The sequence below is a fragment of the Luteibacter jiangsuensis genome (genome assembly GCF_011742555.1).
Taxonomy (GTDB): domain Bacteria; phylum Pseudomonadota; class Gammaproteobacteria; order Xanthomonadales; family Rhodanobacteraceae; genus Luteibacter; species Luteibacter jiangsuensis.
In genome coordinates, this window is sequence record NZ_JAAQQR010000002.1 from 50,391 (window position 1) to 76,282 (window position 25,892).

Annotated in this window: 22 protein-coding genes and 1 pseudogene; 17 read left to right on the forward strand and 6 right to left on the reverse strand. The window is 66.7% G+C overall.

Annotation, left to right across the window (positions count from 1 at the left end; translation table 11 throughout):
• Positions 1-67 precede the first annotated feature (67 nt).
• Positions 68-1,105 (forward strand): proline iminopeptidase-family hydrolase, encoded by a 1,038-nt coding sequence (locus tag HBF26_RS03855; protein WP_167123274.1) that lies wholly within the window; start codon positions 68-70, stop codon positions 1,103-1,105.
• A 270-nt stretch (positions 1,106-1,375) separates the two neighbouring features.
• Positions 1,376-3,616 carry a DNA topoisomerase IV subunit A gene (parC, locus tag HBF26_RS03860; RefSeq protein ID WP_167123276.1) on the forward strand — a complete coding sequence of 747 codons (2,241 nt, stop codon included), beginning with the start codon at positions 1,376-1,378 and terminating at the stop codon, positions 3,614-3,616.
• Positions 3,617-3,860: 244 nt separating this feature from the next.
• Here parC and HBF26_RS03865 read toward each other — a convergent pair whose 3' ends face one another.
• Complete coding sequence (locus tag HBF26_RS03865) at positions 3,861-4,349, reverse strand: NUDIX hydrolase (RefSeq protein WP_167123278.1); 489 nt, start codon at positions 4,347-4,349, stop codon at positions 3,861-3,863.
• 103 nt (positions 4,350-4,452) lie between these two features.
• On the opposite strand from HBF26_RS03865, the gene HBF26_RS03870 reads away from it, so the two are divergent.
• Positions 4,453-5,280, forward strand: a complete 828-nt coding sequence (locus tag HBF26_RS03870) for a phosphodiester glycosidase family protein (protein WP_167123280.1) — start codon at positions 4,453-4,455, stop codon at positions 5,278-5,280.
• Here the strand turns inward: HBF26_RS03870 and dapE are convergent.
• The 5 genes and pseudogenes from dapE to map form a co-directional block, all read right to left on the reverse strand.
• Positions 5,249-6,415 carry a succinyl-diaminopimelate desuccinylase gene (gene dapE / locus HBF26_RS03875; protein ID WP_167123282.1) on the reverse strand — a complete coding sequence of 389 codons (1,167 nt, stop codon included), beginning with the start codon at positions 6,413-6,415 and terminating at the stop codon, positions 5,249-5,251. The genes HBF26_RS03870 and dapE overlap by 32 nt on opposite strands.
• 5 nt (positions 6,416-6,420) lie before the next feature.
• A complete protein-coding gene (locus HBF26_RS03880; protein WP_167123284.1) occupies positions 6,421-6,789 on the reverse strand; it encodes an arsenate reductase in 369 nt (122 codons plus the stop codon).
• A gap of 3 nt (positions 6,790-6,792) precedes the next feature.
• Positions 6,793-7,779: a 2,3,4,5-tetrahydropyridine-2,6-dicarboxylate N-succinyltransferase gene (gene dapD / locus HBF26_RS03885; RefSeq protein WP_338039626.1), complete on the reverse strand. Its 987-nt coding sequence runs from the start codon at positions 7,777-7,779 to the stop codon at positions 6,793-6,795.
• Positions 7,718-10,264: pseudogene (gene glnD / locus HBF26_RS03890) on the reverse strand ([protein-PII] uridylyltransferase); the annotation flags it as partial. The gene dapD and the pseudogene glnD, both read right to left, overlap by 62 nt.
• A gap of 7 nt (positions 10,265-10,271) precedes the next feature.
• On the reverse strand, positions 10,272-11,039 hold the full coding sequence (gene map, locus HBF26_RS03895) for a type I methionyl aminopeptidase (RefSeq protein WP_167123288.1): 768 nt from the start codon (positions 11,037-11,039) through the stop codon (positions 10,272-10,274).
• A 352-nt stretch (positions 11,040-11,391) separates the two neighbouring features.
• Between map and rpsB the strand changes: the two genes are divergently transcribed.
• From rpsB to rnhB, 14 genes are all read left to right on the forward strand, one after another.
• The gene (gene rpsB / locus HBF26_RS03900; RefSeq protein WP_167123290.1) at positions 11,392-12,240 is read left to right on the forward strand and encodes a 30S ribosomal protein S2; all 849 of its coding nucleotides are present in this window, start codon (positions 11,392-11,394) and stop codon (positions 12,238-12,240) included.
• 85 nt (positions 12,241-12,325) lie between these two features.
• On the forward strand, positions 12,326-13,204 hold the full coding sequence (gene tsf / locus HBF26_RS03905; protein WP_167123292.1) for a translation elongation factor Ts: 879 nt from the start codon (positions 12,326-12,328) through the stop codon (positions 13,202-13,204).
• Between the two features lie 228 nt (positions 13,205-13,432).
• Positions 13,433-14,155 carry a UMP kinase gene (pyrH, locus tag HBF26_RS03910; protein WP_167025110.1) on the forward strand — a complete coding sequence of 241 codons (723 nt, stop codon included), beginning with the start codon at positions 13,433-13,435 and terminating at the stop codon, positions 14,153-14,155.
• Positions 14,156-14,250: 95 nt separating this feature from the next.
• Positions 14,251-14,808 (forward strand): ribosome recycling factor, encoded by a 558-nt coding sequence (frr, locus tag HBF26_RS03915; RefSeq protein ID WP_167025107.1) that lies wholly within the window; start codon positions 14,251-14,253, stop codon positions 14,806-14,808.
• 21 nt (positions 14,809-14,829) lie between these two features.
• The gene (uppS, locus tag HBF26_RS03920) at positions 14,830-15,564 is read left to right on the forward strand and encodes a polyprenyl diphosphate synthase (protein ID WP_167123294.1); all 735 of its coding nucleotides are present in this window, start codon (positions 14,830-14,832) and stop codon (positions 15,562-15,564) included.
• 12 nt (positions 15,565-15,576) lie between these two features.
• Complete coding sequence (locus HBF26_RS03925) at positions 15,577-16,395, forward strand: phosphatidate cytidylyltransferase (RefSeq protein ID WP_167123296.1); 819 nt, start codon at positions 15,577-15,579, stop codon at positions 16,393-16,395.
• Between the two features lie 2 nt (positions 16,396-16,397).
• Complete coding sequence (locus HBF26_RS03930) at positions 16,398-17,582, forward strand: 1-deoxy-D-xylulose-5-phosphate reductoisomerase (RefSeq protein ID WP_167123298.1); 1,185 nt, start codon at positions 16,398-16,400, stop codon at positions 17,580-17,582.
• Positions 17,583-17,627: 45 nt separating this feature from the next.
• Positions 17,628-18,971 (forward strand): RIP metalloprotease RseP, encoded by a 1,344-nt coding sequence (gene rseP, locus HBF26_RS03935; RefSeq protein ID WP_167123300.1) that lies wholly within the window; start codon positions 17,628-17,630, stop codon positions 18,969-18,971.
• A gap of 150 nt (positions 18,972-19,121) precedes the next feature.
• Positions 19,122-21,545, forward strand: a complete 2,424-nt coding sequence (gene bamA / locus HBF26_RS03940) for an outer membrane protein assembly factor BamA (RefSeq protein ID WP_167123302.1) — start codon at positions 19,122-19,124, stop codon at positions 21,543-21,545.
• A gap of 163 nt (positions 21,546-21,708) precedes the next feature.
• Positions 21,709-22,737 (forward strand): UDP-3-O-(3-hydroxymyristoyl)glucosamine N-acyltransferase, encoded by a 1,029-nt coding sequence (gene lpxD, locus HBF26_RS03945; RefSeq protein WP_167123304.1) that lies wholly within the window; start codon positions 21,709-21,711, stop codon positions 22,735-22,737.
• 5 nt (positions 22,738-22,742) lie between these two features.
• Complete coding sequence (fabZ, locus tag HBF26_RS03950) at positions 22,743-23,207, forward strand: 3-hydroxyacyl-ACP dehydratase FabZ (protein ID WP_167027762.1); 465 nt, start codon at positions 22,743-22,745, stop codon at positions 23,205-23,207.
• Positions 23,204-23,977 (forward strand): acyl-ACP--UDP-N-acetylglucosamine O-acyltransferase, encoded by a 774-nt coding sequence (gene lpxA, locus HBF26_RS03955; protein WP_167123306.1) that lies wholly within the window; start codon positions 23,204-23,206, stop codon positions 23,975-23,977. Before fabZ ends, lpxA begins: the two co-directional genes overlap by 4 nt.
• The gene (gene lpxB / locus HBF26_RS03960; protein WP_167123309.1) at positions 23,974-25,197 is read left to right on the forward strand and encodes a lipid-A-disaccharide synthase; all 1,224 of its coding nucleotides are present in this window, start codon (positions 23,974-23,976) and stop codon (positions 25,195-25,197) included. Before lpxA ends, lpxB begins: the two co-directional genes overlap by 4 nt.
• Positions 25,181-25,870 (forward strand): ribonuclease HII, encoded by a 690-nt coding sequence (gene rnhB, locus HBF26_RS03965; RefSeq protein WP_167123311.1) that lies wholly within the window; start codon positions 25,181-25,183, stop codon positions 25,868-25,870. The genes lpxB and rnhB overlap by 17 nt, the downstream gene beginning before the upstream one ends.
• Positions 25,871-25,892 lie beyond the last annotated feature (22 nt).

Below are 25,892 nucleotides of genomic sequence, written 5' to 3' on the forward strand. Positions count from 1 at the left end.
CCCCGTTTGAGGGTTGCCCACCGGGGGCCGCCCGGGGATGATGCGGCCACCCTAGCCGGAGTACGCCATGCGCCGCCTCGTCATTGCCGCCCTGTTTGCCTTCGCCGCGCTTTGTGCGCACGCCGCCACGCCGCCCGCGGCCGGCACCAGCTCGTACTTCGACAACACCGGCCGCGACGACGTGCTTTCGGGCGGCCAGAAGTCCATCGTCATCGACACGCCCAAGGGCAAGTTCCGGGTCTGGACGAAGCGGGTAGGCAACAACCCGACGATCAAGGTCCTGTTGCTGCACGGCGGCCCGGGCGCCACGCACGAGTACTTCGAAGCCTTCGACAGCTATTTCCCCGGTGCGGGCATCGAGTACTACTACTACGACCAGCTCGGCTCGGCCTTCAGCGACAAGCCCACCGATCCCTCGCTGTGGGAAATCCCACGCTTCGTCGACGAGGTGGAGCAGGTGCGCAAGGCGCTGCACCTGGACAAGGACAACTTCTTCGTCCTCGGGCATTCCTGGGGCGGCGTGCTCGCCATCGAATACGCGCTGAAGTACCCGCAACACCTGAAGGGCCTGATCATCTCGAACATGATGGACAGCATTCCGGCGTACAACGAATACGCCAGCAAGGTGCTGATGCCAGCCATGGATCAGAAGAAGCTGGCCGAGGTGAAGCGTCTCGAGGCCGAGCACAAGACCCAGGATCCGGCGTACATGGCCATCCTGATGCCCATGCATTACGAAAAGCACATCCTCCGCATGCCCGCCGCGCAGTGGCCTGAACCGGTGGAGCGCGCCTTCGGCCACATCAACGAGCAGATCTACGTCTCGATGCAGGGCCCCAGCGAACTGGGCGCAAGCGGCAAGCTGCTGCACTGGGACCGTAGCGAGGCGTTGAAGACCATCAAGGTGCCGACGCTGGTGATCGGCGCGCAGTACGACACCATGGACCCGAAGTACATGGCCGCCATGGCGAAGAAGATGCCGGATGCCCGCTTCCTCCTGTGCCCCCAGGGCTCGCACCTGGCGATGTACGACGACCAGAAAACGTACTTCACGGGCCTGATCAAGTTCCTGAAGGACGTGGACGCAGGCAGGCCGCTGAACTGAGCGGCACTTTTGTGAGAGCAACTGTCTTTTTCAGAAGCCCTCCCAAGCACAGAGGTTTCCCCACAAGCGTGCGAGCGTTGTGTGGGAGCCGCTTCAGCGGCGATGGGTGCTGGCGGCGGCCTTGCCCGCTGCCGCGGGATCGCCGGCGGAGCCGGCTCCCACAGGTAACCAGCCCGTCCGCACGCGCCGGTCTTCGCTCCTGAGACGGGTTTCTGGCAACATCGTCCGGTTATCGACGCGCTGTGGCGCGCCTGCCGGATACACAAACCCATGAATTTGCAAGCCAATTACGAACAGATCCCGCTCAAGGAATACGCCGAGCGGGCCTACCTCGACTATTCGATGTACGTGGTGCTGGACCGCGCCCTGCCCTTCGTGGGCGACGGCCTGAAGCCGGTCCAGCGCCGCATCGTGTACGCCATGAGCGAACTGGCCCTCGGGGCCACGGCCAAGCCCAAGAAATCCGCGCGCACCATCGGCGACGTGATCGGCAAGTTCCACCCGCATGGCGACTCGGCCTGCTACGAGGCCATGGTGCTCATGGCCCAGCCGTTCTCGTACCGGTATCCGCTGGTGGACGGCCACGGCAATTTCGGCTCGCCGGACGATCCGAAGAGCTTCGCGGCCATGCGTTACACGGAATCTCGCCTCACGCCGATCGCCGAGGTGCTGCTCTCCGAACTCGGCCACGGCACCGTCGACTGGGTACCGAACTTCGACGGCACCATGGAGGAACCCTCCTGGCTGCCGGCCCGGGTGCCGCACGTACTGCTGAACGGTTCGATGGGCATCGCGGTAGGCATGGCCACCGACATCCCGCCGCACAACCTGCGCGAGGTCGCCAGCGCCTGCATCCGTCTGCTCGACGATCCCGACGCCACCGTCACGGACCTGTGCGAGCACGTCCAGGGCCCGGATTATCCGACCACGGCGGAGATCATCACGCCGCGCAAGGAAATCCTGGCGATGTACCAGAACGGCGTGGGCTCCGTCCGCGCCCGGGCCGTGTACGAACGCGACGAAGGCAACATCGTCATCACGGCCCTGCCGCACCAGGTTTCGCCATCGAAGATCCTCGAGCAGATCGCCGCGCAGATGCGCGCGAAGAAGCTGCCGATGCTGGAAGACCTGCGCGACGAGTCCGATCACGAGAACCCCATCCGCCTCGTGCTGGTCCCCCGGTCGAACCGTGTGGACGTCGACGAAATGATGCAGCACCTCTTCGCCACCACGGACCTGGAGAAGAGCTTCCGCATCAACCTCAACATGATCGGCCTCGACGGCCGTCCGCAGGTCAAGGACCTGAAGACGATCCTTGGCGAATGGCTGCGCTTCCGTACCGATACGGTCACCCGGCGGCTCAACCATCGCCTCGGCCGCGTCGAGCGTCGCCTGCACATGCTCGAGGCGCTGCGCATCGCCTACCTCAACATCGACGAGGTGATCCGCATCGTCCGCACCGAGGAAGAGCCGAAGCCGGTGCTCATCGCCCGCTTCCGTCTCGACGAGGAACAGGCCGATTACATCCTGGAGACGAAGCTGCGCCAGCTGGCCCGTCTCGAGGAAATGAAGATCAACGAGGAACGCGACAAGCTGGAGGAGGAACGCGCGCGCATCAACGTGCTGCTGAAATCTCCGGCGAAGCTCAAGGGCCTCATCAAGGAAGAACTGCGCGGCGACGCCGAAAAGTACGGCGACGCGCGCCGCTCGCCGCTGGTCGAGCGCAGCGTGGCGCAGGCGCTGGACGAAAGCGCGCTGGTCGCTTCCGAGCCGGTCACTGTGGTCCTCTCGCAGAAGGGCTGGGTCCGTGCCGGCAAGGGCCATGAGATCGACGGCGAGGCCCTGTCCTACCGCGACGGCGACAGCCTGCTGGCAGTTTCGCGTGCGCGCACCACGCAGCAGGTGGCCTTCATCGACTCCACGGGCCGCGCCTATGCCACGCCCGCGCACACGCTGCCGTCCGCCCGAGGCAACGGCGAACCGCTCACGGGCCGGTTCAGCCCGCCGGCCGGGGCGCGCTTCGACGCCGTGGTGGCGGCGGACAACGACACGCGCATCGTGCTCGCCACCGACTTCGGCTATGGCTTCGTCACCCGCTTCGAGGCGCTCACAGGGCGCCAGAAGGCGGGCAAGCAGATCATCACGCTCAGCGAAGGCGCACGCGTGGTCGCACCGGCCATCACGGCCGACCCGTCGCGCGACCGCATCGTGGTCGTCACCGGCGAGGGCCACCTGCTGATGTTCTCGGTGGCCGAGTTGCCGGAACTCGACAAGGGCAAGGGCAACAAGCTCATCGAGATTCCCAAGGCCAAGCTGGTCTCGGGCGAGGAACGCGTGGTGGGCGTCGCCGTCGTGGCCGAGGGCAAGGGCGAGGTCACGCTCTACGCCGGCCAGCGGAAGCTCACGCTGAAGTGGGCCGACCTGGTGGAATACGGCGGCAGCCGCGCCACGCGCGGTGGCGTGCTGCCACGCGGGCTACGCCGCGTGGAGCGGATCGAAACCACGGGCTGACGCGCGCGCGGGTTTCGCCGGGAACCGGTTCATGTGAGGAGCCTGTTCTTGTGGGAGCCGGCTATGCCGGCGATCCCGCGGCAGCGGGCGAGCTTGCCGCGAGCATCCATCGCCGCTGAAGCGGCTCCCACACAAAGCTTGCTTCTAAAGCTTGCTTCTAAAGCTTGCTTCTAAAGCTTGCTTCTAAAGCTTGCTTCTAAAGCTTGCTTCTAAAGCTTGCTTCTTCTAGAGCTTGCTTCTTTTTTCACAGCCGCGTGACGTGCCAGGAGATCATGCGCCCGTCCTTGTACGGCATCACGCCGTGAAACGGGCGCGGGTCGGCGTCGAAGACGAGCGGCAGGAAATGGCGGTCGCCTTCCCACATCGGCAGGGCGTCCAGCTTTTCCACGGGCACCCATTCCAACGCGCCCTCATGGTTCGACGTGAGCGGCGTGCCCTCGAAGCGCGTGACGACGAAGATGAATCCGAGCCAGTCTTCGCCCTGCTTGCCGAAGCCGGGCCAGTTCAGGGTGCCGCGCAGGCTCATCTCGGTGCATTCGATGCCGGCTTCCTCCCTGATCTCGCGCCGCATGCAGGCGGCGATGTCCTCGCCCGGCTCCATCTTGCCGCCGAGCCCGTTGTACTTCCCCAGGTGCATGTCGTCCTGGCGGGCGTTGCGATGGATCATGAGGACGTGGCTGCCATCAGGCGAAAGGACATAGCCGAGCGTGGCGACGATGGGCGTATAGGGCATGGCGGTGGGGAAAGGGAGGAAAAACCAGGGAGTTTACGCCCTGCGTCAGCAAACCGCCGCAGCGCAGCTTGCGCGGGACGCCGCGCCCGGCGACCATCGTCGAATGCTCCATCCCACTATCCCCCTTTTGTTGAACCGCGCCACGATCCGCATCCTCGCCGCCGGCAGCATCGCCGCGCTGGCGGGCTGTGCGAGTCCGGCCGACGCCGTGGAAGGCCGCGACCTCACCTTCGACAGCCAGTCGTACTTCGCGGTCACGGTGGACACGCGCAAGGACGATATCGAGCTCTACTGGCGCAACCCGGATAACGGCCAGCCCTTCGGCGGCCTGGAAGCGCTGAAGACATGGACTGCCGGCAAGGGCCGCACGCTCGCCTTCGCCGCCAACGCCGGCATCTACGACCGCGAGTTCAAGCCGCTTGGGCTATATGTGGAGAACGGCAAGACCGTGGTGCCGCTCAACCTCGCGCATGGCAACCCGCGCTCGGGCAATTTCTCGCTGCTGCCCAACGGCGTCTTCGCGGTCTACGACGACGGCAGCGCGGAAGTGCGCACCAGCGACGCCTTTCGCGCCGCGGGCCGCAAGCCTCGCTGGGCCACGCAGTCGGGCCCCATGCTCGTGATCGACGGCGAGATCAACCCGCAGTTCGAGAACGGCTCAGACAGCATGAAATGGCGCAGCGGCGTCTGCGCGAAAACCCCGCGCGAGGTCGTCTTCGTGGTGAGCCGGGCCCCGGTGAACTTCCACAGCTTCGCGCGCCTGTTCCGCGACGCGATCGGCTGCCGCGACGCCTTGTTCCTCGACGGCACGATCTCGCAGTTCTACACGCCCGAAGCGGGCTACACCGGTGCGCCGGCCTTCATGACGAAGCCTTACGCGGGCATGATCGCGGTGTTCCCTAAACGCCCGGGCGCGCTTCCGGCGGACTGACGGGATCGAGCAGCATGCGCTCGCAGATTGCCTCGTAAAGGTCCGGCAACCGCTCCAGATCGGCGATCGACACACACTCGTCCACCTTGTGGATGGTGGCGTTGACGGGCCCCAGTTCGATCACCTCGGCACCCATGGGGGCGATGAAGCGACCGTCCGACGTGCCGCCGCCCGTGCTCTGCTCGGGATCGGTGCCGCACAGGTCGCGGCAGACGTTCACCACGACCTCGCGCAACCGCCCACCCGGCGTGGCAAGGAACGGACGCCCCGACAGATGCCACTCGATGGTGAAATCCACGCCGTGGGCGCGAAGGATGGCTTCCGTGCGCTCGCGCAATTCGTCGGCGGTGCTCGCCGTGGCGTAACGGAAGTTGATCAGCGCGACGAGCTCGCCCGGAATGACGTTGTTGGCCCCCGTGCCTGCATGGACGTTGGATACCTGGAACGACGTGGGCGGAAAGTCCGCGTTGCCTTCGTCCCAGCGTTCCGCAGCGAGCGCGGCGAGCGCCGGGGCGAATGCGTGGATCGGGTTCTTCGCCTTGTCCGGATACGCCACGTGCCCCTGCACACCACGAACGGTGAGCGTGCCCGAAAGCGAGCCGCGACGCCCCACCCGAATAAGGTCGCCGAGCTTGGCCTTCGCCGAAGGCTCGCCCACCACGCAAGCGTCGATACATTGCCCGGTGCGGGTGAAGTGCTCGACCACTTCGCGCACGCCGTGCAAGGCCACGCCTTCCTCGTCGCTGGTCAGCAGCAGGCCGACCGTGCCGGCATGGTCGGGATGCGCGACGACGAAGCGTTCGAGCGCCACGACCATCGCGGCCACCGAGCCCTTCATGTCGGCGGCACCGCGGCCGTAGAGCAGTCCCTCGCGCTCCGTGGGCTCGAAGGGCGGCGATGCCCAGCGATCCTCTGGGCCCGTGGGCACGACGTCAGTGTGGCCGAGGAAGGCGAGCACGGGGCCTTCGCCGCCGTGCGTGGCCCAGAGGTTGTCGACGTCGCCGTAGCGGAGGTGTTCGATGCGAAAGCCGACCGCTTCGAGACGGTTCGCGATCAACGGCAGGCAACCGGCATCGTCGGGGGTGACCGAACGGCGACGGATCAGATCGTGGGCCAAATCTAGTACTGGCGACATGATATCTAGGGGTGGATGTGGATGTGTCCGAACCGCTTCTTGAACGCATTGTCGGTGAAACCGACGGTGACCTCGTCGCCTTCCACAACCACCGGTCGCTTGATCAGCGCCGGATACTCCTTGAGCAACAAGGTCCACTCCGGGTCCGTGCGCGGATCCTTGCGCTGCGGGAGCAACGTGCGCCAGGTGGTGGACGCCTTGTTCACCAGCTTTTCCCAGCCACCGAGCTTTTCCGCCCATGTTTTCAGCGTCGCCGCGGGAACCGGGTTCGCCCGGTAATCCACGAACTCGTGCTCCACACCGAAGCGCGTGAGCCAGTTGCGCGCCTTCTTGCAGGTGTCGCAGGCGGGCAGGCCGTAAACCGTGATCGTCATGGTTCAGTCGCCGCTGCGCAGGAGTTCGTTGATGCCCGTCTTGGAGCGGGTCTTCTCGTCCACCTGTTTCACGATCACCGCGGCGTAAAGGCTATGGCTGCCGTCCTTCGCCGGAAGGCTGCCGGACACCACGACGCTGCCCGCCGGGATGCGGCCGTAGCTGACCTCGCCCGTGGCGCGGTTGTAGATGCGCGTGGACTGCCCGAGGAACACGCCCATGCCGATCACCGAGCCTTTCTCCACGATCACGCCTTCCACCACCTCGGAGCGCGCGCCGATGAAGCAGCCGTCCTCGATGATGGTGGGATTGGCCTGCAGCGGCTCCAGCACGCCGCCGATGCCGACGCCGCCCGAGAGATGCACGTTCGCGCCGATCTGCGCGCAGGACCCGACCGTGGCCCAGGTGTCGACCATGGTGCCGGCGCCGACGTAGGCACCGATGTTGGTGTAGCTGGGCATCAGCACGGCGTCCTTCGCGATGTGCGCGCCGCGGCGCACGAGCGCGCCAGGCACCACGCGGGCGCCGAGGTTCGCATATTCGGTGGCGTCGCCCTCGGTGAAGCGGAGCGGCACCTTGTCGAAGGCGCTGGACGGGCCACCGTCCATCACGCGATTGCCGTTCATGCGGAAGTAGAGCAGCACCGCTTTCTTCAGCCACGCGTTCACCGTCCAGCCACCCTTTCCGTCTGGCTCGGCGACGCGGCGTTCGCCGGACTCGAGGAGATTCAGCACCTGCTCGACGGCTTCGCGGAGATCGCCCTCCATCTCGTTCTGGGTGAGGGCCGCGCGGCGTTCGAACGCGTCTTCGATGATGGATTCAAGCGTTTGCATCTGCATGTACGGAAGTCCTGGGGCTTTCGGAACCGATATGGCGCAGCAGGCAGGCCCGCAGGATCTCCCGGCGATCGGGCGAAAGCGGCGCGTTGCTGCGGTCGGTGAGTTGGAAGAAATCTTCGACGCGTTCGCCGAACGTGGCAATGCGCGCATCATGCACGCGCACCTCCGCTTCGGCCAGCGCTTGCGCCACGGCCGCGAGCAGGCCGGGCCGGTCAGTGCACACCAACGCCAGCTGCGTGCGCTCGCCCGCGTCCACGAATTCGATGCGGGGCGCCATCTGGAAATGGCGAAGGTGACGCGACAGCGTGCGCTTGGCCGGCCCGTGTCCCGCCGACTGCGACAGCGCGTGCCGCATGCGCGCGCGCAGTTCCTCGGCGCGCTGCAACGAGGCCGGCGCCTGGGAGTCGGACTCCAGCAGGAGGAAGGTGTCCAGCGCCATCCCCGTGTTCGACACGAGGATGCGTGCCTCCATGACGGAAAAGCGGAGGCGGTCGAGCACGGCCGTCACCGTGGCGAACAGACCGTCGCGGTCGGGCGTGTAGATGAAGAGTTCGGTGCTGCCGCGCACCGAGAACGGATGGACCTCCACCAGCGGCGTCGCGCCATGGGCCCGAAGTATCGCCGCGGTCTGCCAGGCGATCTGCTCGGGCCGGTGACGCAGGAAACTGGTATCGGGAAACTCGGCCCATACCTTCGCGATCTCGTCGGCGTCGATGTGCTCGGTAGCGAGCACCGTCATCGCCTTCTCGCGACATTCGCGCACGCGCACCGCCGCATGGGCGGGCGGCGTCAGATCGCTGCGCAAGGCGAAGCGGGTAGCCGTGTACAGGTCGGCGAGCAGACGATCCTTCCACGCGTTCCACAGCTTGGGACTGGTGCCGATGATGTCCGCGATGGTCAGTAGGTAAAGGTGGTCGAGGTGTTCCCAGTCGCCCACCACCGAGGCGAAGCGATGCACCACTTCCGGGTCGGTGATGTCCTGGCGCTGCGCGGTGGTGCTCATGAGGAGGTGGTAGCGCACCAGCCAGGCCACCAGTTCCACTTGTTCCGCCGGCAGGCCGAGGCGCGTGCAGAAGTCGCGCGCGTCTTCCTCGCCCAGCACGGAATGGTCGCCGCCGCGCCCCTTCGCGATATCGTGGAACAGCGCGGCGAGCAGGAGCAGTTCCGGCCTCTCGAGGTGCGGCCACACTTCACAGGCGATGGGAAATTCGCGGCGTGCGGCGGGATCGGCGAACCGGGCCACCGTGCGCAGCACACGCGTAGTGTGCTCGTCCACGGTATACACGTGGAACAGGTCGTACTGCATGCGCCCCACCACCTTGCCGAACGCGGGCAGGATGGCGGCGAGCAGGCCGTGCCGGTTCATTCGCCACAACGCATCCACGGCCGGGGCGCCGCGGCGAAGCAGCGCGAGGAACGCGCCGAGCACCTGCGGATCGTCGGCAAGCGATTCGCCGTGCTGCGATACCGCATGCTGGATGCGCCGCATGGTTTCCGCGGTGAACCCCGTGATGCCCGGCTCGTCGAGCCGCGCAATGAAGATCTCCACCAGCGACGACGGCCTGCGCACGAAGAGGTGCGGATTGCGTGGCGCGATACGTGAACCGTAGCGCACGTAGTCGGTACCGACCGGCGCCGGTTCCGTGGCCGGGTCCAGCATTTCCTCGAAGCGTTCCACCAGCTGCGTGCCCGAGCGCTCGATCTGCGTCGCGGCGCGGTAGTAGCCCTGCATGAACTGTTCGACGCCGAGGTTCTTCGCGTGCTCGTCTTCGAATCCCAGCCGCTCGGCGAGCGCGCGCTGGTAGTCGAACAGCAGGCGCTCTTCGGCGCGCCCGGCTTCCAGGTGCAGCGCGTAGCGGTAACGGCGAAGCGTTTCCTCCGCACGGGTAAGGCGCGCCGCCTCCACGGGCTCGAGCAGGCCTTCGGCGACCATCGCGTCGAAATCGGGCGCATTCGCGAGGCGGCGCCCGAGCCAGCGGATGGCGTCGAGCGTTCGCAGCCCCCCGGGGCCGTCCTTGAGGTTCGGCTCAAGATTCTGGGCCGTGTCGTCGTAGCGGGCATGGCGGGCATCGCGCTCGGCGAGCCGAGCCGCGAGATACGCGCGCGGCGGCCAGATGGCCGGATCGTCGAGGATGCCGCGAAGGCGGTCGCCGAGCGCGGGCTGGCCGGCCAGGCGGCGCGCGTCGAGCAGACTGGTGAACACGCTGGCGTCCTGCGCGGCCAGGTCGCGGCATTGCTCCACCGTGCGCACCGCATGCCCGGGTTTCAGGCCGATGTCCCACAGGCAGGCGAAGAAGTGTTCCAGCGCACGCGCGAGCGCCGGCGAGTGGTCGTCGACCAGCGCCAGCAGGTCGACATCGGAGCGGGGAAACAGGAGCCCCCTGCCGAAGCCGCCCACCGCGAACAAGGCCGCTTCCGCCGAATCGCCCAGGCTCGCGTGCCACACGTGGACCACGATCCGTTCCACGATGTCGCCCCGCCGGCGCGCCAGGGCCGATGCGCCCTCGCCTTCACCGAAGGCGGCGGCCAGCGCACGGTCTACGTCGCCCAGCAACTGTCGCAGGGATCGCCGCGCTTCCGGCGACACACCGGAGCGGGGTACGACCTTGGGAAGGCGCGGGAGCGATGGGAGTGTCACTTCGTGATCAGGCCGCGTCGGGCCAGGGCGTCAGGATCTCGAACCCGTCATCGGTGACGGCGATGGTGTGTTCCCACTGGGCCGAGAGCGAATGGTCCTTGGTGACGACCGTCCAACCGTCGGGCAGCGACTTCGTCTGCGGCTTGCCGGCGTTGATCATGGGCTCGACCGTGAAGGTCATACCCGGCTTCAGTTCCAGACCCGTGCCGGGGCGCCCGTAGTGCAGCACCTGCGGTTCGTCGTGGTAGACCTTGCCGATGCCGTGGCCGCAGTACTCGCGCACCACGGAGAAGCCGGCGGCCTCCGCGTGCTTCTGGATGGCCGCGCCCACGTCGCCCAGGGTGGCGCCCGGCTTCACCGCCTGGATGCCCTTCATCATGGCCTCGTAGGTGGTGTCCACCAGGCGCTTCGCCAGGACGCTCGGCGTACCGACGAAATACATGCGGCTGGTGTCGCCATGCCACCCGTCCTTGATGACGGTGACGTCGATGTTCACGATGTCGCCGTCCTTCAAGACCTTGGTGGGGCTGGGGATGCCGTGGCAGATCACGTGGTTGACCGACGTGCAGGTGGTTTTCGGGTAGCCGCGGTACCCCACGTTCGCGGGAATCGCCTTCTGCACGTTCACGATGTGGTCGTGCGCCAGCTGATCCAGTTCCTCGGTGGTGACGCCCGGCTTCACGTGCGGCACCAGCATGGCCAGGACTTCCGCGGCCAGCCTGCCGGCTTCGCGCATGGCCTGTATTTCTTCGGGGGTCTTCGGTACGACTGCCATCGGTACTCTCTCTTTATCCTTTGCCGTCAGGGGATTGGGCTTGCCACGCAAGATGGGGGCACCCTGTCCCGGTTGCCACCCTCGGCTTGCGGCGAGGGGGCTCCGGAGGCTACAATTAGCGAGTTTTGCCGTCCGGCGCAGTCACCCAGAGGGTCACCACGGCGGCGATTCGAAGCGCGATTGTAACCGCACGGCGCCACCCTTGGCCCCGGCGCGGGGCAATCGCTTCAACGCCACACACGCATCGGCACCGTCTTCGGGGTGCCTGTCCTTCGGGGCGGGTCGAAGCCGGGGATGCGTGGAGGTCCCAACCCCCATAGAACCGCCAAGGCGGTTCGCCCAGGAGTATTCCATGGCACAAGTCACCATGCGCGAGATGCTGGAAGCCGGCGTCCATTTCGGTCACCAGACCCGTTACTGGAACCCCAAGATGGCTCCGTACATCTTCGGCGCCCGCGGCAAGATCCACATCATCAACCTCGAGAAGACCCTTCCGCTCTTCACCGACGCGATGAACTTCCTCTCGGGCCTGGCCCAGAAGGGCGGCACCATCCTGTTCGTGGGCACCAAGCGTTCGGCCCGCGAGGCCCTCGCCGAGGAAGCCGCGCGCGCCGGTCAGCCGTTCGTCACCGCCCGCTGGCTCGGCGGCATGCTCACCAACTTCCGCACGGTGAAGCAGTCGGTTGCCCGCCTGAAGGAACTCGAGGCCGCCGAAACCGACGGTTCGTTCGACCGCCTGGTGAAGCATGAAGTGCTGGCCCGTCGCCGCGAGCGCGAGAAGCTGCAGAACTCGCTGGGCGGCATCAAGGACATGAACCGCCTGCCGGACGCGCTCTTCATCGTGGACATCGGCCACGAAGACATCGCCGTTCAGGAAGCCCGCAAGCTCGGCATCCCGGTCGTCGCCGTCGTCGATACCAACTACGACCCGGCCCTCGTCGACTACGCCATCCCGGGTAACGACGACGCCATCCGCGCCATCCAGCTGTACGCCCGTGCCGCCGCCGACTCCATCCTGGAAGGCAAATCCGCCGCTCCGAACGCCGCCCGTGGCGACGCCAACGAGTTCGTGGAGCTGGACGAGGAAGGCAACCCGGTCGCCAAGGACGAAGCCCCGCGCGGCGAGCGTCGTGGCGCCCCGGCCAAGAAGGGTGCCCCGCGTCGCGAAGGCGGCCGTGACGGTGGTCGTGGCCGCGCGTAAGCGCCCCACCCCGTAATCCGCTCTTCCGTTTCACCGGCGCCGCGGCACCCTCGCCGCGGCGCCCATCAAACTTTGAGGAATTACCATGGCTGAGATCACCGCAAGCCTCGTCAAGGACCTGCGCGAGCGTTCCGGCGTCGGCATGATGGAGTGCAAGAAGGCACTCGTCGAAAACAACGGCGACATCGAAGCGGCGATGGAATGGCTGCGTAAGAACGGCATGGCCAAGGCCGACAAGAAGGCCGACCGCGTGGCCGCCGAAGGCCTGGTCGCCGTCGCCGTCGACGGCGGCAAGGGCGTCATGGTCGAGGTCAACAGCGAAACCGACTTCGCCGCCAAGAACGAGCAGTTCATCAAGTTCACCAAGGACGTCGCCGACGTCGCCCTCGCCGCCGGCGCCACCGACATCGACGCGCTGAAGGGCGCGAAGCTCGGCAGCGGCACGGTCGAGGAAGGCGCGAAGGAACTCACCCTGACCATCGGCGAGAAGTTCGACGTGCGTCGCATCGCGGCCATCCAGACCGACGGCGTGCTTGGCGCCTACTCGCACGGCGGCCGCATCGGCGTGCTCGTGGCACTCAAGGGCGGCTCGGAAGAGCTGGCCAAGGGCATCGCCATGCACGTGGCCGCGATGAACCCGCGGTTCGTCAGCGAGAAGGACGTCCCGGCCGATTTCCTCGAGAAGGAAAAGGAAATCGAGCTCTCGAAGATGACCGACAAGGAAAAGGCCAAGCCGGCCGACATCCTCGAGAAGATCGTTTCGGGCAAGGTCAACAAGATCCTGGCCGACGTCACGCTGGTGGGCCAGTCCTACGTCATCGACACCGACATCACGGTGGGCGAGGCCCTGAAGAAGGCCGGCGCCGAGATCGTCGAAGTCAAGCGCCTCGCCGTGGGCGAGGGCATCGAGAAGGTGCAGGACAACTTCGCCGAAGAAGTGATGAAGCAGGCGGGCCTGGCGTAAGCCTTCTCCGTAAGTTGCAAAAGAAAAGGCCGCGATTGCTCGCGGCCTTTTTTTTGGGGCGTGAAGAGTAAAGCGTAAACAGTGAACCGTAAAAGAGCAAAGCGGGAGGCACGAGTTACATGTGCCCCGGTTCACTGTTCACGGTTCACGGTTCACGGTTCACGGTTCACGCTTCACTCTTCACGCTAGAATACGGCCGTTTTGCCTCACACAATCTGGAGACCCCCCATGAGCACCCCGCTGAACCACCGCCGCATCCTGCTCAAGCTCTCCGGTGAAGCCCTCATGGGCAGCGAGGATTACGGCATCGATCCGAAGGTGATCGGGCGCCTCGCGAAGGAAATTCTCGAAGTCCGCGAAGCGGGCGTACAGGTCGGCGTCGTGATCGGCGGCGGCAACATCTTCCGTGGCGCAGGCCTCGCGGCCGCGGGCATGGATCGCGTTACCGGCGACCACATGGGCATGCTGGCCACCGTGATGAACGCGCTGGCGATGCAGGACGCCATCGAGAAACTCGGCGGCGAAGCGCGCACCATGAGCGCCATCAAGATCAACGAGGTGTGCGAGGACTTCATCCGCCGCCGGGCCATCCGTCACCTCGAGAAGGGCCGTGTGACGCTGTTCGCCGCCGGTATCGGCAACCCCTTCTTCACCACCGACTCCGCCGCCGCCCTGCGCGCGGTCGAAGTGGGTGCCGACCTGCTGCTGAAGGCCACCAAGGTCGACGGCGTGTATTCGGCCGACCCGAAGCGGGTGCCGGGAGCGGAGCGTTACGAACACCTCACCTACAACCAGGTGATCGAGCGCCGGCTGGAGGTGATGGATACCGCGGCCATCGCCCTGTGTCGCGAGAACAAGCTGCCGCTGCGCATCTACGACATGACCCAGCCCGGCAACCTCATGCGGATCATGCGCGGCGAGCCCGTGGGTACCCTGGTCGACGCCGGCTGAGGCAACCGCCCGGCCCCGTCCTGGCGCAGCGCGGCAAGGCCCTTGCCGGCCGCGCTGCTATACTCGCCTGCTGACCCGCTCCACCGGACAAACCCATGATCAACGACATCAAGAAAGATGCTGAAACCCGCATGGGCAAGAGCATCGACTCGCTCAAGCACGACCTGAAGACCATCCGCACCGGTCGCGCCAACCCGTCGATCCTCGAGAACATCAAGGTGCCCTACTACGGCACGGACACCCCGCTCGCCCAGGTGGCCAACGTCACCACGCCCGACGCCCGCTCCCTTTCCGTGAAGCCGTTCGACAAGAGCATGGTCGGCCCCATCGAGAAGGCCATCATGGCCTCCGACCTCGGCATCACGCCGACCACCATGGGCATGGACATCCGCCTGAACTTCCCGCCCCCGACCGAGGAGCGCCGCAAGGAGCTCGCCAAGAACGTGGCGAAGGAAGGCGAGCAGGCGAAGATCGCCATCCGCAACGTGCGCCGCGATGCCATCCAGCACGTGGACAAGCTGCTGAAGGACAAGACGATCACGGAAGACGACAAGAAGCGCGCCGACGACGACATCCAGAAGCTGACCGACAAGTACGTCAAGGAAGTGGACGACGTGGTCAAGGAAAAGGAAAAGGAGCTGATGGCGCTCTGACGCGCCATCGGTCGGGCATTCATGGCAGCGAAGCCCGTCGACCGGGTTCCCCGCCACATCGCCATCGTGATGGATGGAAACGGGCGCTGGGCGAAGAAACGCCTGCGCCCGCGCTCGTTCGGCCACCACGCGGGCCAGAAGGCGGTAAGGGAAGCGGTGGAGTTCTGCCTGCGGCGGGGCGTCGCATCGCTCACGCTGTTCGCCTTCTCCAGTGAAAACTGGCAGCGCCCCGCCACCGAGGTCTCGGCGCTCATGGAGCTCTTCCTGAAGGCACTGGACAGGGAAGTGGACGAACTGCACGGCAATGGCGTGCGCATCCGCTTCATCGGCGATCTGGAGGCCTTTGCCCCCGAACTGCGCAACCGCATGCTCGGCGCGATGGAACGCACGGCCGGCAACACCGCCCTCAACATGAACGTGGCGGTGAATTACGGCGGCCGCTGGGATATCGCCCGCGCGGCGCGTCTCGCCGCCGAAGCCGTCGCCCGCGGCGAGTTCGGCCCCGGCGACATCGACGAAAGCCGCTTGCACGACTACACCTGCCTGGCCGACCAACCGCCGCTCGATCTCTTCATTCGCACGGGTGGCGAGCGCCGGATAAGCAACTTCCTGCTCTGGCAGATCGCCTATGCCGAGCTCTATTTCACCGACACCCTCTGGCCCGATGTCGACCAGGCGTGCCTCGCAGAGGCACTGGACGACTACGCACGCCGCGAGCGCCGTTACGGGCGCACGGGCGAGCAGGTCACGAGCTGACGCCGGAATCCCATGCTGAAGCAACGCATCATCACCGCCGCGATCCTCATTCCGCTGGTCCTGGCGCTCATCCTGCTGCCCCCCACGGCGTTCTTCGCGTCGCTGGTCGCCATCGTCTTCGTCGGCGCCGCCTGGGAATGGAGCCTGCTGTCGGGCTGCCGCACCCAGGCGGGTCGCGGCATCGTGGCCGCGGCGGCCGTCGCCGTCTTCGCGGCACTGATCGCCGTGCGCACCCCCGGCCTGCTCCTGATGCTGACCCTGATCGGCGTCGCGTGGTGGATCGGCTGCTGTTTCTGGCTGCGCCATTTCACCTTCGCGGCGGCGCCCAACGCCGAGAACCGCATGCTCAAGCTGGGCGTGGGCGCGCTCGTGATCGTGCCTGCCCTCGCGTCGGCCATCCTGCTGCACGAAAGCCACCGCGGAAACTGGTGGACGCTGCTGGCCCTGGTCATCGTGTGGGCCGCCGACACCGGCGCCTACTTCAGCGGCCGGCACTTCGGACGGCGCAAGCTCGCGCCGCGGATCAGCCCGGGGAAGACCTGGGCGGGCGTCTATGGCGCCATCGTCGCCGGCGGCCTCATGGCCCTGCTGGGCGGTTACCTGATCGGCGTGCGTGACGGCGGCCAGCTGGTCGGCCTGTTGCTGCTCGGCGTGGTCACCGTCGGCATCGCCGTGGTGGGCGACCTCTTCGAAAGCCTCATGAAGCGCCATGCCACCGTGAAGGATTCGGGCAACCTGTTCCCAGGCCACGGCGGCCTTCTCGACCGCCTGGACAGCGTCTTCGCGGCCTTGCCGGTGTTCGCCGCCGGCAAGCTCCTGCTGGGCCTCTGACCATGGCCACGCGCCAGGTCGCCGTGCTCGGGGCCACCGGGTCGATCGGCGGCAGCACGCTCGACGTGATCGCCCGGCACCCGGATCGCTTCCGGGCCAGCGTGCTCGCCGCGAATCGCGACAGCGCGGGCCTCGCGGCCCTCTGCGTGCGCTTCCGTCCCGACCTGGCCATCGTGGCCGACCCGGCGATGGAAGCGGACCTCGCCCGTCGCCTCGCCGCGGCAGGTGTGCGCTGCGAGGTCGCCAGCGGCGCCGACGCCGTGACGGCCGCGGCTTCCGGTCCGCTTTGCGACACGGTGGTAGCCGCCATCGTCGGAGCCGCCGGCCTGGATTCCACCCTGGCCGCGGCGCGGGCCGGCAAGCGCCTGCTGCTGGCGAACAAGGAATCCATCGTGATGGCCGGGGCCTTGCTGCTCCAGGCCCTCCGGGAGGGCGGCGGCGATCTCATCCCGATCGATTCCGAGCACAATGCCATCTTCCAGTGCCTGCCTGGCGGGCGCCCGGACCTGGGCCGAGCGGGCGTGCGGCGGATCATCCTCACCGCTTCCGGCGGCCCGTTCCGCGGCCGCACCCGCGCCGAACTCGGCAAGATCACCCCCGACGAAGCCTGCGCCCATCCGAAGTGGTCGATGGGCCGGAAGATTTCGGTGGACTCGGCCACGTTGATGAACAAGGGCCTGGAGGTCATCGAGGCCCACCACCTGTTCGCGGCTCCCGTCGATGCCATCGACGTCGTGGTGCACCCGCAAAGCCTTGTGCATTCGCTGGTCGACTACGTCGACGGCTCGGTGCTGGCCCAGCTCGGCAATCCCGACATGCGCACGGCCATTGCCTGCGCCCTCGCCTGGCCTGAGCGGATCGAGGCCGGCGTGGCCCCGCTCGACCTCGCCGCGCACGCCCGGCTGGACTTCGAGAAGCCGGATACCGACACCTTCCGCTGCCTCGCCCTGGCCTTCGCGGCCTTGTGCGAGGGCGGCGACGCCACCGCCATCCTCAACGCCGCCAACGAGGTGGCCGTGGATGCTTTCCTGGCCGGCACCCTTCCCTTCCTCGGCATTGCCGAGATCGTCGAACGCGTACTCGCGGAACTGCCGGCCCAACCCGTGGTCGATGTCCAGACCCTCGTCGCCCGCGACGACGAGGCGCGCCGGGCCGCCAGGGGCGTGCTCAACCGCGCTTACTGCTAAACTCGCTCCACCCAAACGTTTTTCCACCGAGACCCACCCTCCCCGATGAGCCCCGTCCTAGGTTCCGTGTTCTGGCTGCTGGTCACGCTTGGCGTGCTGGTAACCTTCCATGAATTCGGCCATTACTGGGTCGCGCGCCGCTGTGGCGTGCGGGTACTGCGTTTTTCGGTGGGCTTCGGCCGCCCCCTCTGGCGCCGCGTGGCGAAGGACGGCACGGAGTACCAGATCGCCGCCATCCCGCTGGGCGGCTACGTGAAGATGCTCGATGCCCGCGAGGGCGACGTGCCCGCTGCGGAACGCGGGCAGGAATTCACCGGCAAGTCCGTGTGGAAGCGCATCGCCATCGTCGCCGCCGGCCCCGCGTTCAACCTCATCTTCACCATCGCCGCATTCTGGGCGATGTACATGATCGGCAAGCCCGACGTGGCCCCCATCGTCACCGCCGACCCGGGCACGGTGGCCGCCGCGGCCGGCATTCGCCCCGGCGACCGCCTTGTCGCCATGAACGGCGACCCGGTCAACAACTGGAGCGACGCCACCGAAATCCTCGCCAACGGCCTGCTCGGCAGCGAGCCGTTGCCGGTTCGGGTGCAGGGCACCGACGGCGCGCAGCGCGACGTCGTGCTGCCGCTCCAGCGCCTGGAAGGCGGCGGCGACATCGGCAAGCGCTTCACTCAGCTTGGCATGAGCCTGCAGGCGCCGCCCGTCGTGGGCGAGGTGGTCAAGGGCGATCCCGCCTCGCTCGCGGGCATCCGCGCCGGCGACCGCATCCTCAGCGTCAACGGCAAGCCTGTCTCCGATTTCGACGACTTCACCCGGCTCGTTCCGGAACAGGCCGCCATCTCGCCGAAGCTCGCGGTCGCCGTTCAGCGCGACGGCCAGACGAAAACCTTCGACGTCACCGCGCGCATGAAGTCCGAGCAGGGCCAGCCGGTCCGCTGGCTCATCGGCGTGGCCCGGCAGCCCCTGGAAGAGGCCACCCTCCGCTACGGGCCCGCGCGTGCCTTCAGCGAGTCGCTGCGGGCCACCTGGACCGGTACGGCTTCCACCTTCAACCTCATCGGCAAGATGCTTTCCGGTGAGGCTTCCACCAAGAACCTGTCCGGCGTCATCGGCATCGCGCAGGTGGCGAACGACTCGGCCAACCGCGGCCTGGGGTGGTTCCTCAACTTCCTCGCCCTGGTGTCGCTGAGCCTGGCCATCCTGAACCTGCTGCCGATCCCGGTCTTGGACGGTGGACACCTGCTGTATTACCTTATCGAGTTGATCAAGGGCAGCCCCGTCAGCGAACGCACCATGGTCGCTGGTCAATATGTGGGCATCGTCCTGTTGTTCACCTTGATGGGGCTGGCGTTCTTCAACGACATTCAACGCATGCTTGTCTCGTGAGCCACCAGCTCGCGACGCAACCGTATCACCCAGGCTCCTGGCGCATCCGCGCCCTGCGCCGAACGACGCAAGGCCAGAGTCTTGCGCGTGCTCCTCTTCGGTCGCCGGCCTCGTCCGCCGTCGGCTGGAATTAACCCAACGGAATCGACGATGAAGCGTATCGCCGCCCTGATCCTGCTTGCCTCCCTGTCCGCCAATGCGCTTGCCGCCTTCGAGCCGTTCGTCGTCTCCGACATCCGCATCGATGGCCTGACGCGCATCGCGCAGGGCACGGTGCTGAGCTACCTGCCGATCGAAAAGGGCGAGACCCTCAGCGACGACAAGGCGCAGGCCGCCATTCGCGCCCTGTACCAGACCAAGTTCTTCAGCGACGTGGAACTCGACCGCCAGGGCGACATCCTGGTCATCAAGGTCGTCGAGCGCCCGGCCATCGCCAAGCTCACGCTGCGTGGCAACAAGGACATCAAGGAAGACGACCTCCGCAAGGGCCTGAAGGAGATCGGCCTGGCCGAAGGCGAAACCTTCGACCGCCTCTCCCTCGACCGCGTGCAGCAAGAGCTCATCCGCCAGTACTACAACCGCGGCAAGTACAACGTCTCGGTCGATCCCCACGTGACGCGCCTCGACCGCAACCGCGTGGCCATCGACATCGAAATCCGCGAAGGCAAGGCGGCGAAGATCAAGGAGATCAACGTCATCGGCAACAAGGCCTTCAGCGACAAGGACATTCGCGACGGCTTCGAGTCGAATACCACGAACTGGCTGTCCTGGTATTCCAAGGACGACCAGTACTCGCGCGAGAAGCTCTCCGGCGACCTGGAGAAGCTCAGCAACTACTACATGAACCGCGGCTACGCCGACTTCGGCATCGACTCCACCCAGGTGGCGATCAGCCCGGACAAGCGTTCCATGTACGTCGACGCCAGCGTCAAGGAAGGCGAGGTCTATACCGTCTCCGACGTGAAGCTGCTCGGCGAACTCATCCTGCCGGAAGACACCCTGCGCAAGCTGGTCTTCATCCATAAGGGCGACACCTTCAACCGCGGCGCCATCGAAGCCAGCACGGACGCCATCAAGGGCATCCTCGCGAACATCGGCTACGCGTTCGCCAAGGTCACCCCGATTCCGAAGCTCGACAAGGACAAGCGCACCGCCGATCTCACGCTCTTCATCGAGCCGGGCAAGCGCGTGTACGTGCGCCGCGTGGTCTTCCAGGGCAACACCCGCACGGAAGACGAAGTGCTCCGCCGCGAAATGCGCCAGCTCGAAGGCGCGTGGTACTCGCAGGGCGCGATCGACCGTTCGAAGACGCGTCTGCAGCGCCTGGGCTACTTCAAGACGGTGGACATCGACAAGGCGCTGGTGCCCGGCACGGTCGACCAGGTGGACCTCACCGCCAAGGTGGAAGAACAGTCCGCCGGCTCGCTGATGTTCGGCGTAGGCTACTCGCAGTACTCCGGCATCATCCTGTCGGCCTCGGTGTCGCAGAACAACTTCCTGGGCACGGGCGACCGCTTCTCCATCGCCGCGGAAACCAGCACGTACTACAAGCGCGTGAACGCGAGCTACACCAACCCGTACCTCACCGATTCGAACATCGCCATCGGTTACAACCTCGGGTACAGCAAGCTCGACTACGGCGACACCGACCTCGCGAACTACACGTACAGCACCAAGTCGTTCGAAACCACGGTGTCGATCCCGATCACCGACTTCGACAACGTGTCGACGAGCCTCGGCGTCAGCTCGAACCTCATCAACACCTCGTTCTATACGCCGCAGGAGCTGGTGGCCTATCAGAACGCGCTCGGCAACAAGACGATCCACTCGTGGACGTCCAGCCTGGGTTACTCGCACGACACGCGCAACAGCTACTGGGCGCCCACCCGCGGCGGCCAGCTCACGGCATCCGTGTCCGGCGCGTTGCCGGGCTCCACGGTGCAGTTCTACAAGCTGTTCGGCGAAGCCAACCATTACTGGCCCATCGGCAAGGGCTTCGTGCTCTATCTCGACGGCCAGATCGGCTACGGCAAGACCTACGGCCAGACCTACGACAACGACGGCTACCTGATCAACGCGGACGGTACCCGCGGCGCGCAGATCTACAAGAAGGGCGACAAGATCGACTTCCCCTTCTGGGAGAACTACTACGCGGGCGGCGTGCGCGACGTGCGCGGCTTCCAGGACAACACCCTGGGTCCCCGCCTCTGTGACGGCATCTCGACCACCCGCGAGCCGGACAGCAAGGGCCGCTGCAGCGGCGGTGCGTACACCTACGGGCAGCCGGTCGGCGGCGCGTTCAAGGTGCTCGGTACCGCGCAGGTGTTCCTGCCGCTGCCGTTCCTGAAGGACGTGAACACGGCGCGTGTGTCCTGGTTCGTCGACGTCGGCAACGTGTACAAGGACTACGCCGCCTTCGACGCCAGCGAACTGCGCGCCTCCACGGGCCTGTCGCTGCAGTGGCAGGCGCCGATCGGCCCGCTGATCATCAACTTCGCCGTGCCGTTCCGTAAGAAGGACGCCGACAGCCGCTTCGTCGAGCGCATCCAGTTCACCTTCGGCAACACGTTCTAAGACAACAGCGACAGACCCTGTGGGAGCCGGCTATGCCGGCGATCCCGCGGCAGCGGGCACGCTTGCCGCGAGCACCCATCGCCGCTGAAGCGGCTCCCACACGAAGACCCTGTAGAATCACAGGGGTGGCCGATCAGCCACCCCTTTCTTTTGGGAGTTTTCCGTGAGCGGAAATCCGCAGTACACCCTTGCCGAGCTGGCCGAGCGCTTCGGGCTCGAAGCGCACGGCGATCCCGCCACGAGCGTGGACGGCGTCGGCACGCTGGCCACCGCCACGCCGAACCAGTTCACCTTCCTTTCCAATCCGAAGTACACCTCGCAGCTGGCGGATTCGCAGGCCGGTATCGTCGTGCTCAACGCCGATGCCCTGCCCCTGCGCCGCGGCGCGGCGCTGGTTGCCAAGGACCCCTACGTCGCCTACGCAAAGATCGCCGCGCTGTTCGAGCGGCACGCGGACGCGCCGCACGGCATCCATGTCAGCGCCGTGGTCGCTCCGTCCGCGCGTGTCCATCCCACGGCAAGTGTGGGTCCGTGTTGCGTGATCGAAGACGGCGCCGTCATCGAGGAAGGCGTTGTGCTCGGCCCGCATTGCGCCATCGGCCCGGGTTGCGTGGTGGGCGCGAATTCCCGCCTGGTGGGGCGCGTGACCCTGGTGATCCGGGTAACGCTCGGAAAGCGCGTCCTGATCCACCCCGGGGCCGTGATCGGCGCGGACGGCTTCGGCATCGCCTTCGATCGCGACCGCTGGGTGAAGCTTCCGCAGCTTGGCGGCGTGCGCATCGGCGACGACTGCGAGATCGGCGCGAACACCACCATCGACCGTGGCGCGCTGGAAGACACGGTGCTGGAAGAGGACGTTCGCCTCGACAACCAGATCCAGATCGCCCACAACGTGCATATCGGCGCGCACACCGCCATGGCCGGCTGCTCAGCCGTCGCCGGCAGCGCGAAGATCGGCCGTTACTGCCTCATCGGCGGCAATGCGGGCATCCTGGGACACCTCGAACTGGCCGACCGGGTTACCATCACCGCGAAAAGCCTCGTGACCGCTTCGATCCGCGAGCCCGGCGAATACTCGTCGGGCTCCCCGTTGCAGGAAAACCGACTGTGGCGCCGCAACGCGGCGCGCATGAAACACCTTGACGAGTACGCGCGCCGTCTCGCGGCGCTGGAAAAGGACAAAGGGCAATGACCGAAATGAAAGCTGCCGTGACGCTCCCCGTGGACGTGGAGCAGATCCAGCGGCTCCTGCCGCACCGCTACCCGTTCCTGCTGGTGGACCGGGTGCTTTCGATCGATCCCGGCAAGACCATCACGGCGATCAAGAACGTCACCATCAACGAGCCGTTCTTCCAGGGTCACTTCCCCGGTCATCCGGTGATGCCCGGCGTACTCATCGTGGAGGCCATGGCCCAGACGGCGGGCCTGCTCACGCAGATCACCAGCCAGGTCGACGGCCAGTCCGGCAGCCCGCTGTTCTACCTCGTCAAGGTGGACAACGCGCGTTTCTCCGCCGTCGTGGCCCCGGGCGACCAACTCGTGATGGAGGTTTCGCTGAAGCGCCTGATCCGCGGCATGGGCCTGTTCGAGGCCAAGGCCTCGGTGGACGGCAAGGTAGTGGCTTGCTGCGAACTGATGTGCGCCGCCAGGAGCGACAAATGATCCACGCCACCGCGCAGATCGATCCGTCCGCGCGCATCGCGGACAGCGTCAGCATCGGTGCCTACAGCGTCATCGGTGCCGACGTGGTCATCGGCGAAGGCACCACGATCGGCCCGCATGTGGTGATCGAAGGGCCCACCACCATCGGTCGCGACAATCGCATCTCGCAATTCGCGTCCATCGGTGGTCCGCCGCAGGACAAAAAATTCAAGGGCGAGCGCACCGAACTGGTCATCGGCGATCGCAACCTCATCCGCGAATTCGTCACCATCAATCGGGGCACCGGCGACGGCGGCGGTATCACCCGCATCGGCAACGACAACTGGCTGCTGGCCTACGTGCACGTGGCACACGACTGCCAGATCGGCAACAACGTGGTGTTCTCCAACTACTCGGCCCTGGCCGGCCACGCGGAAATCGGCGACTGGACGATCCTCTCGGGGTTCTCCGGCGTGCACCAGTTCTGCAAGGTGGGTGCCCACGCCTTCATCGGCATGGGCTGCCTCGTCGGTTCCGACGTGCCGCCGTTCGTGATGATGGCCAACGAGACCCGTGGCCGTCCGCGCGGCATCAACAGCGAAGGCCTGAAACGCCGTGGCTTCGACACCGCGCGCATCGCCGCCATCAAGCGTGCCTACCGCACGCTCTACATGGCCGGGCTTCCCCTGGCCGAGGCACGCGAACAGTTGGTGGCGCAGGCCGAAGGCAGCGAGGACGTGCGGCAGATGCTCGACTTCCTCGATCGCAGCGAGCGGGCGCTCGCGAGGTGACACCGCCCGACGCGCCGCTGATCGCCCTGATCGCCGGCGAGGACTCCGGCGACCAGTTGGGCGCCGACCTCATCGACGCCCTGCGCCAGCGCTATCCGCAGGCGCGCTTCGTGGGCATCGGCGGGCATCGCATGCTCGAACGCGGCTTCGAGTCCTGGTACGACATTCGCGAGCTTTCGGTGATGGGCTTCGCCGAGGTGGTGAAGCACCTGCCGCGCCTGCTCCGCCTGCGCCGTGACCTGCTGGCGAAGCTGTTCGCCGCCCGTCCCGCGCTGACGGTCGGTATCGACGCCCCGGACTTCAACCTCGCCGTGGAGCGCAAGCTTCGGGAAGGCGGGCTCATGACGGCCCACTACGTCAGCCCTTCCGTGTGGGCCTGGCGCGAGAATCGCGCCGCGAAGATCGGCCGATCCGCCGCGCGCGTGCTCTGCCTGTTTCCCATGGAGCCGCCGATCTACGCACGCCATGGCGTGGACGCCCGCTTCGTGGGGCACCCTCTCGCGGATCGTTTCCCCATGGTGTCGGGACGCGATGCGCCGCGCGCTGCGCTCGGGCTGCCGCACGACGCACCGGTACTCGCCGTGCTGCCCGGCAGCCGGCCCAGCGAGATCGAGCGCGTCGGCGCCATCTTCATCGAGGCGGCACGGCGGGTGGCAAGCGCGATGCCGGGGCTGCGCATCGTCGTGCCGGCCGCGAACGAACGCGTTCACGCGCGCCTGACCACCTTGCTTAGGGACTTCCCCGGCGCACCGCCGCTGCTCGTGGACGGCCGCGCGCATGAGGCGATGCTGGCAGCCGATGCCGTCTTGCTGGCGTCGGGCACGGCCACGCTCGAAGCCATGCTGGCGAAGCGCCCCATGGTGGTGGGCTATCGCGTGTCGCCCACCAGCTACCGCATCGCCAAGGCCCTGCGCATGCTGAAGACCGATGTCTACAGTCTTCCGAACATCCTTGCACGGGCCTGCGGCCTCGGCGGCGAGCGACTCGTGCCGGAGTTCATGCAGGACGACTGCACGGCGGAGAACCTTGCGCAGGCCACGCTCGACCTCCTGGCAGACAGCGAACGCCGCGGCGCCATCGTCGCCGCGTTCGAATTCCTGCACCAGGAACTGCGCGGCGGCCTCGACGGCCGTGCCGCCGACCATGCAGCCGATGCCCTGGCCGACCTTGTCGCCGCCTCCCCCGGACAGTACCCTGCCCGCCATGCCTCGCCGTCGTAACGTCACCTCCCAGCTCGCCCGCGACCTTGTCGTCGCCGGTGTCGACGAAGCCGGTCGGGGGCCGCTGGCCGGGCCCGTGGTCGTCGCGGCGGTGATCCTCGACCCCGCGCGCCCCATCCGCGGCCTCGACGACTCGAAACAGCTGACCGAGGCGGTGCGCGAGAAACTCTTCGGCCGGATCGTCGAGCGCGCCCTCGCCCACTGCGTGATCTTCGTGGAACGCGAAGAGATCGACCGGATCAACATCTTCCAGGCGACCATGGTCGGCATGACCCGCGCCCTCATGGGCCTGTCCCTGAAACCGCACATGGCGCTGGTGGACGGCAACCGCCTCCCGCGCACGCTTCCCTGCGAAGGCAGGGCGGTGATCGGCGGCGACGGCTCGGAACCGGCCATCAGCGCCGCGTCCATCCTGGCCAAGGTCAGTCGCGACCGGCACATGACGGCCCTGGACAGCCTCCATCCCGGCTACGGCTTCGCCCGGCACAAGGGCTATGCGGTGCCCGAGCACCTCGACGCGCTGGGGCGCCTGGGGCCGTGCGAGGCGCACCGGCGCAGCTTCGCCCCGGTGAGGCGCTGGTTCGAACCCGAGGCCGAATTCGCGCCGATGGACGATCTTTTCGGGGCCATGGACGACGAACTCGAGGCCCTGACTGCCGGGGCCGCGGCCTGACTGGCCTTTCGGCCTAGCCTAA

Coding starts and splice junctions, on each gene's coding strand:
- HBF26_RS03855 (WP_167123274.1), top strand. CDS start 68: ATGCGCCGCCTCGTCATTGCCGCCCTGTTTGCCTTCGCCGCGCTTTGT.
- parC (WP_167123276.1), top strand. CDS start 1,376: ATGAATTTGCAAGCCAATTACGAACAGATCCCGCTCAAGGAATACGCC.
- HBF26_RS03865 (WP_167123278.1), bottom strand. CDS start 4,349: ATGCCCTATACGCCCATCGTCGCCACGCTCGGCTATGTCCTTTCGCCT.
- HBF26_RS03870 (WP_167123280.1), top strand. CDS start 4,453: ATGCTCCATCCCACTATCCCCCTTTTGTTGAACCGCGCCACGATCCGC.
- dapE (WP_167123282.1), bottom strand. CDS start 6,415: ATGTCGCCAGTACTAGATTTGGCCCACGATCTGATCCGTCGCCGTTCG.
- HBF26_RS03880 (WP_167123284.1), bottom strand. CDS start 6,789: ATGACGATCACGGTTTACGGCCTGCCCGCCTGCGACACCTGCAAGAAG.
- dapD (WP_338039626.1), bottom strand. CDS start 7,779: ATGATGCGCGCATTGCCACGTTCGGCGAACGCGTCGAAGATTTCTTCC.
- map (WP_167123288.1), bottom strand. CDS start 11,039: ATGGCAGTCGTACCGAAGACCCCCGAAGAAATACAGGCCATGCGCGAA.
- rpsB (WP_167123290.1), top strand. CDS start 11,392: ATGGCACAAGTCACCATGCGCGAGATGCTGGAAGCCGGCGTCCATTTC.
- tsf (WP_167123292.1), top strand. CDS start 12,326: ATGGCTGAGATCACCGCAAGCCTCGTCAAGGACCTGCGCGAGCGTTCC.
- pyrH (WP_167025110.1), top strand. CDS start 13,433: ATGAGCACCCCGCTGAACCACCGCCGCATCCTGCTCAAGCTCTCCGGT.
- frr (WP_167025107.1), top strand. CDS start 14,251: ATGATCAACGACATCAAGAAAGATGCTGAAACCCGCATGGGCAAGAGC.
- uppS (WP_167123294.1), top strand. CDS start 14,830: ATGGCAGCGAAGCCCGTCGACCGGGTTCCCCGCCACATCGCCATCGTG.
- HBF26_RS03925 (WP_167123296.1), top strand. CDS start 15,577: ATGCTGAAGCAACGCATCATCACCGCCGCGATCCTCATTCCGCTGGTC.
- HBF26_RS03930 (WP_167123298.1), top strand. CDS start 16,398: ATGGCCACGCGCCAGGTCGCCGTGCTCGGGGCCACCGGGTCGATCGGC.
- rseP (WP_167123300.1), top strand. CDS start 17,628: ATGAGCCCCGTCCTAGGTTCCGTGTTCTGGCTGCTGGTCACGCTTGGC.
- bamA (WP_167123302.1), top strand. CDS start 19,122: ATGAAGCGTATCGCCGCCCTGATCCTGCTTGCCTCCCTGTCCGCCAAT.
- fabZ (WP_167027762.1), top strand. CDS start 22,743: ATGAAAGCTGCCGTGACGCTCCCCGTGGACGTGGAGCAGATCCAGCGG.
- lpxA (WP_167123306.1), top strand. CDS start 23,204: ATGATCCACGCCACCGCGCAGATCGATCCGTCCGCGCGCATCGCGGAC.
- rnhB (WP_167123311.1), top strand. CDS start 25,181: ATGCCTCGCCGTCGTAACGTCACCTCCCAGCTCGCCCGCGACCTTGTC.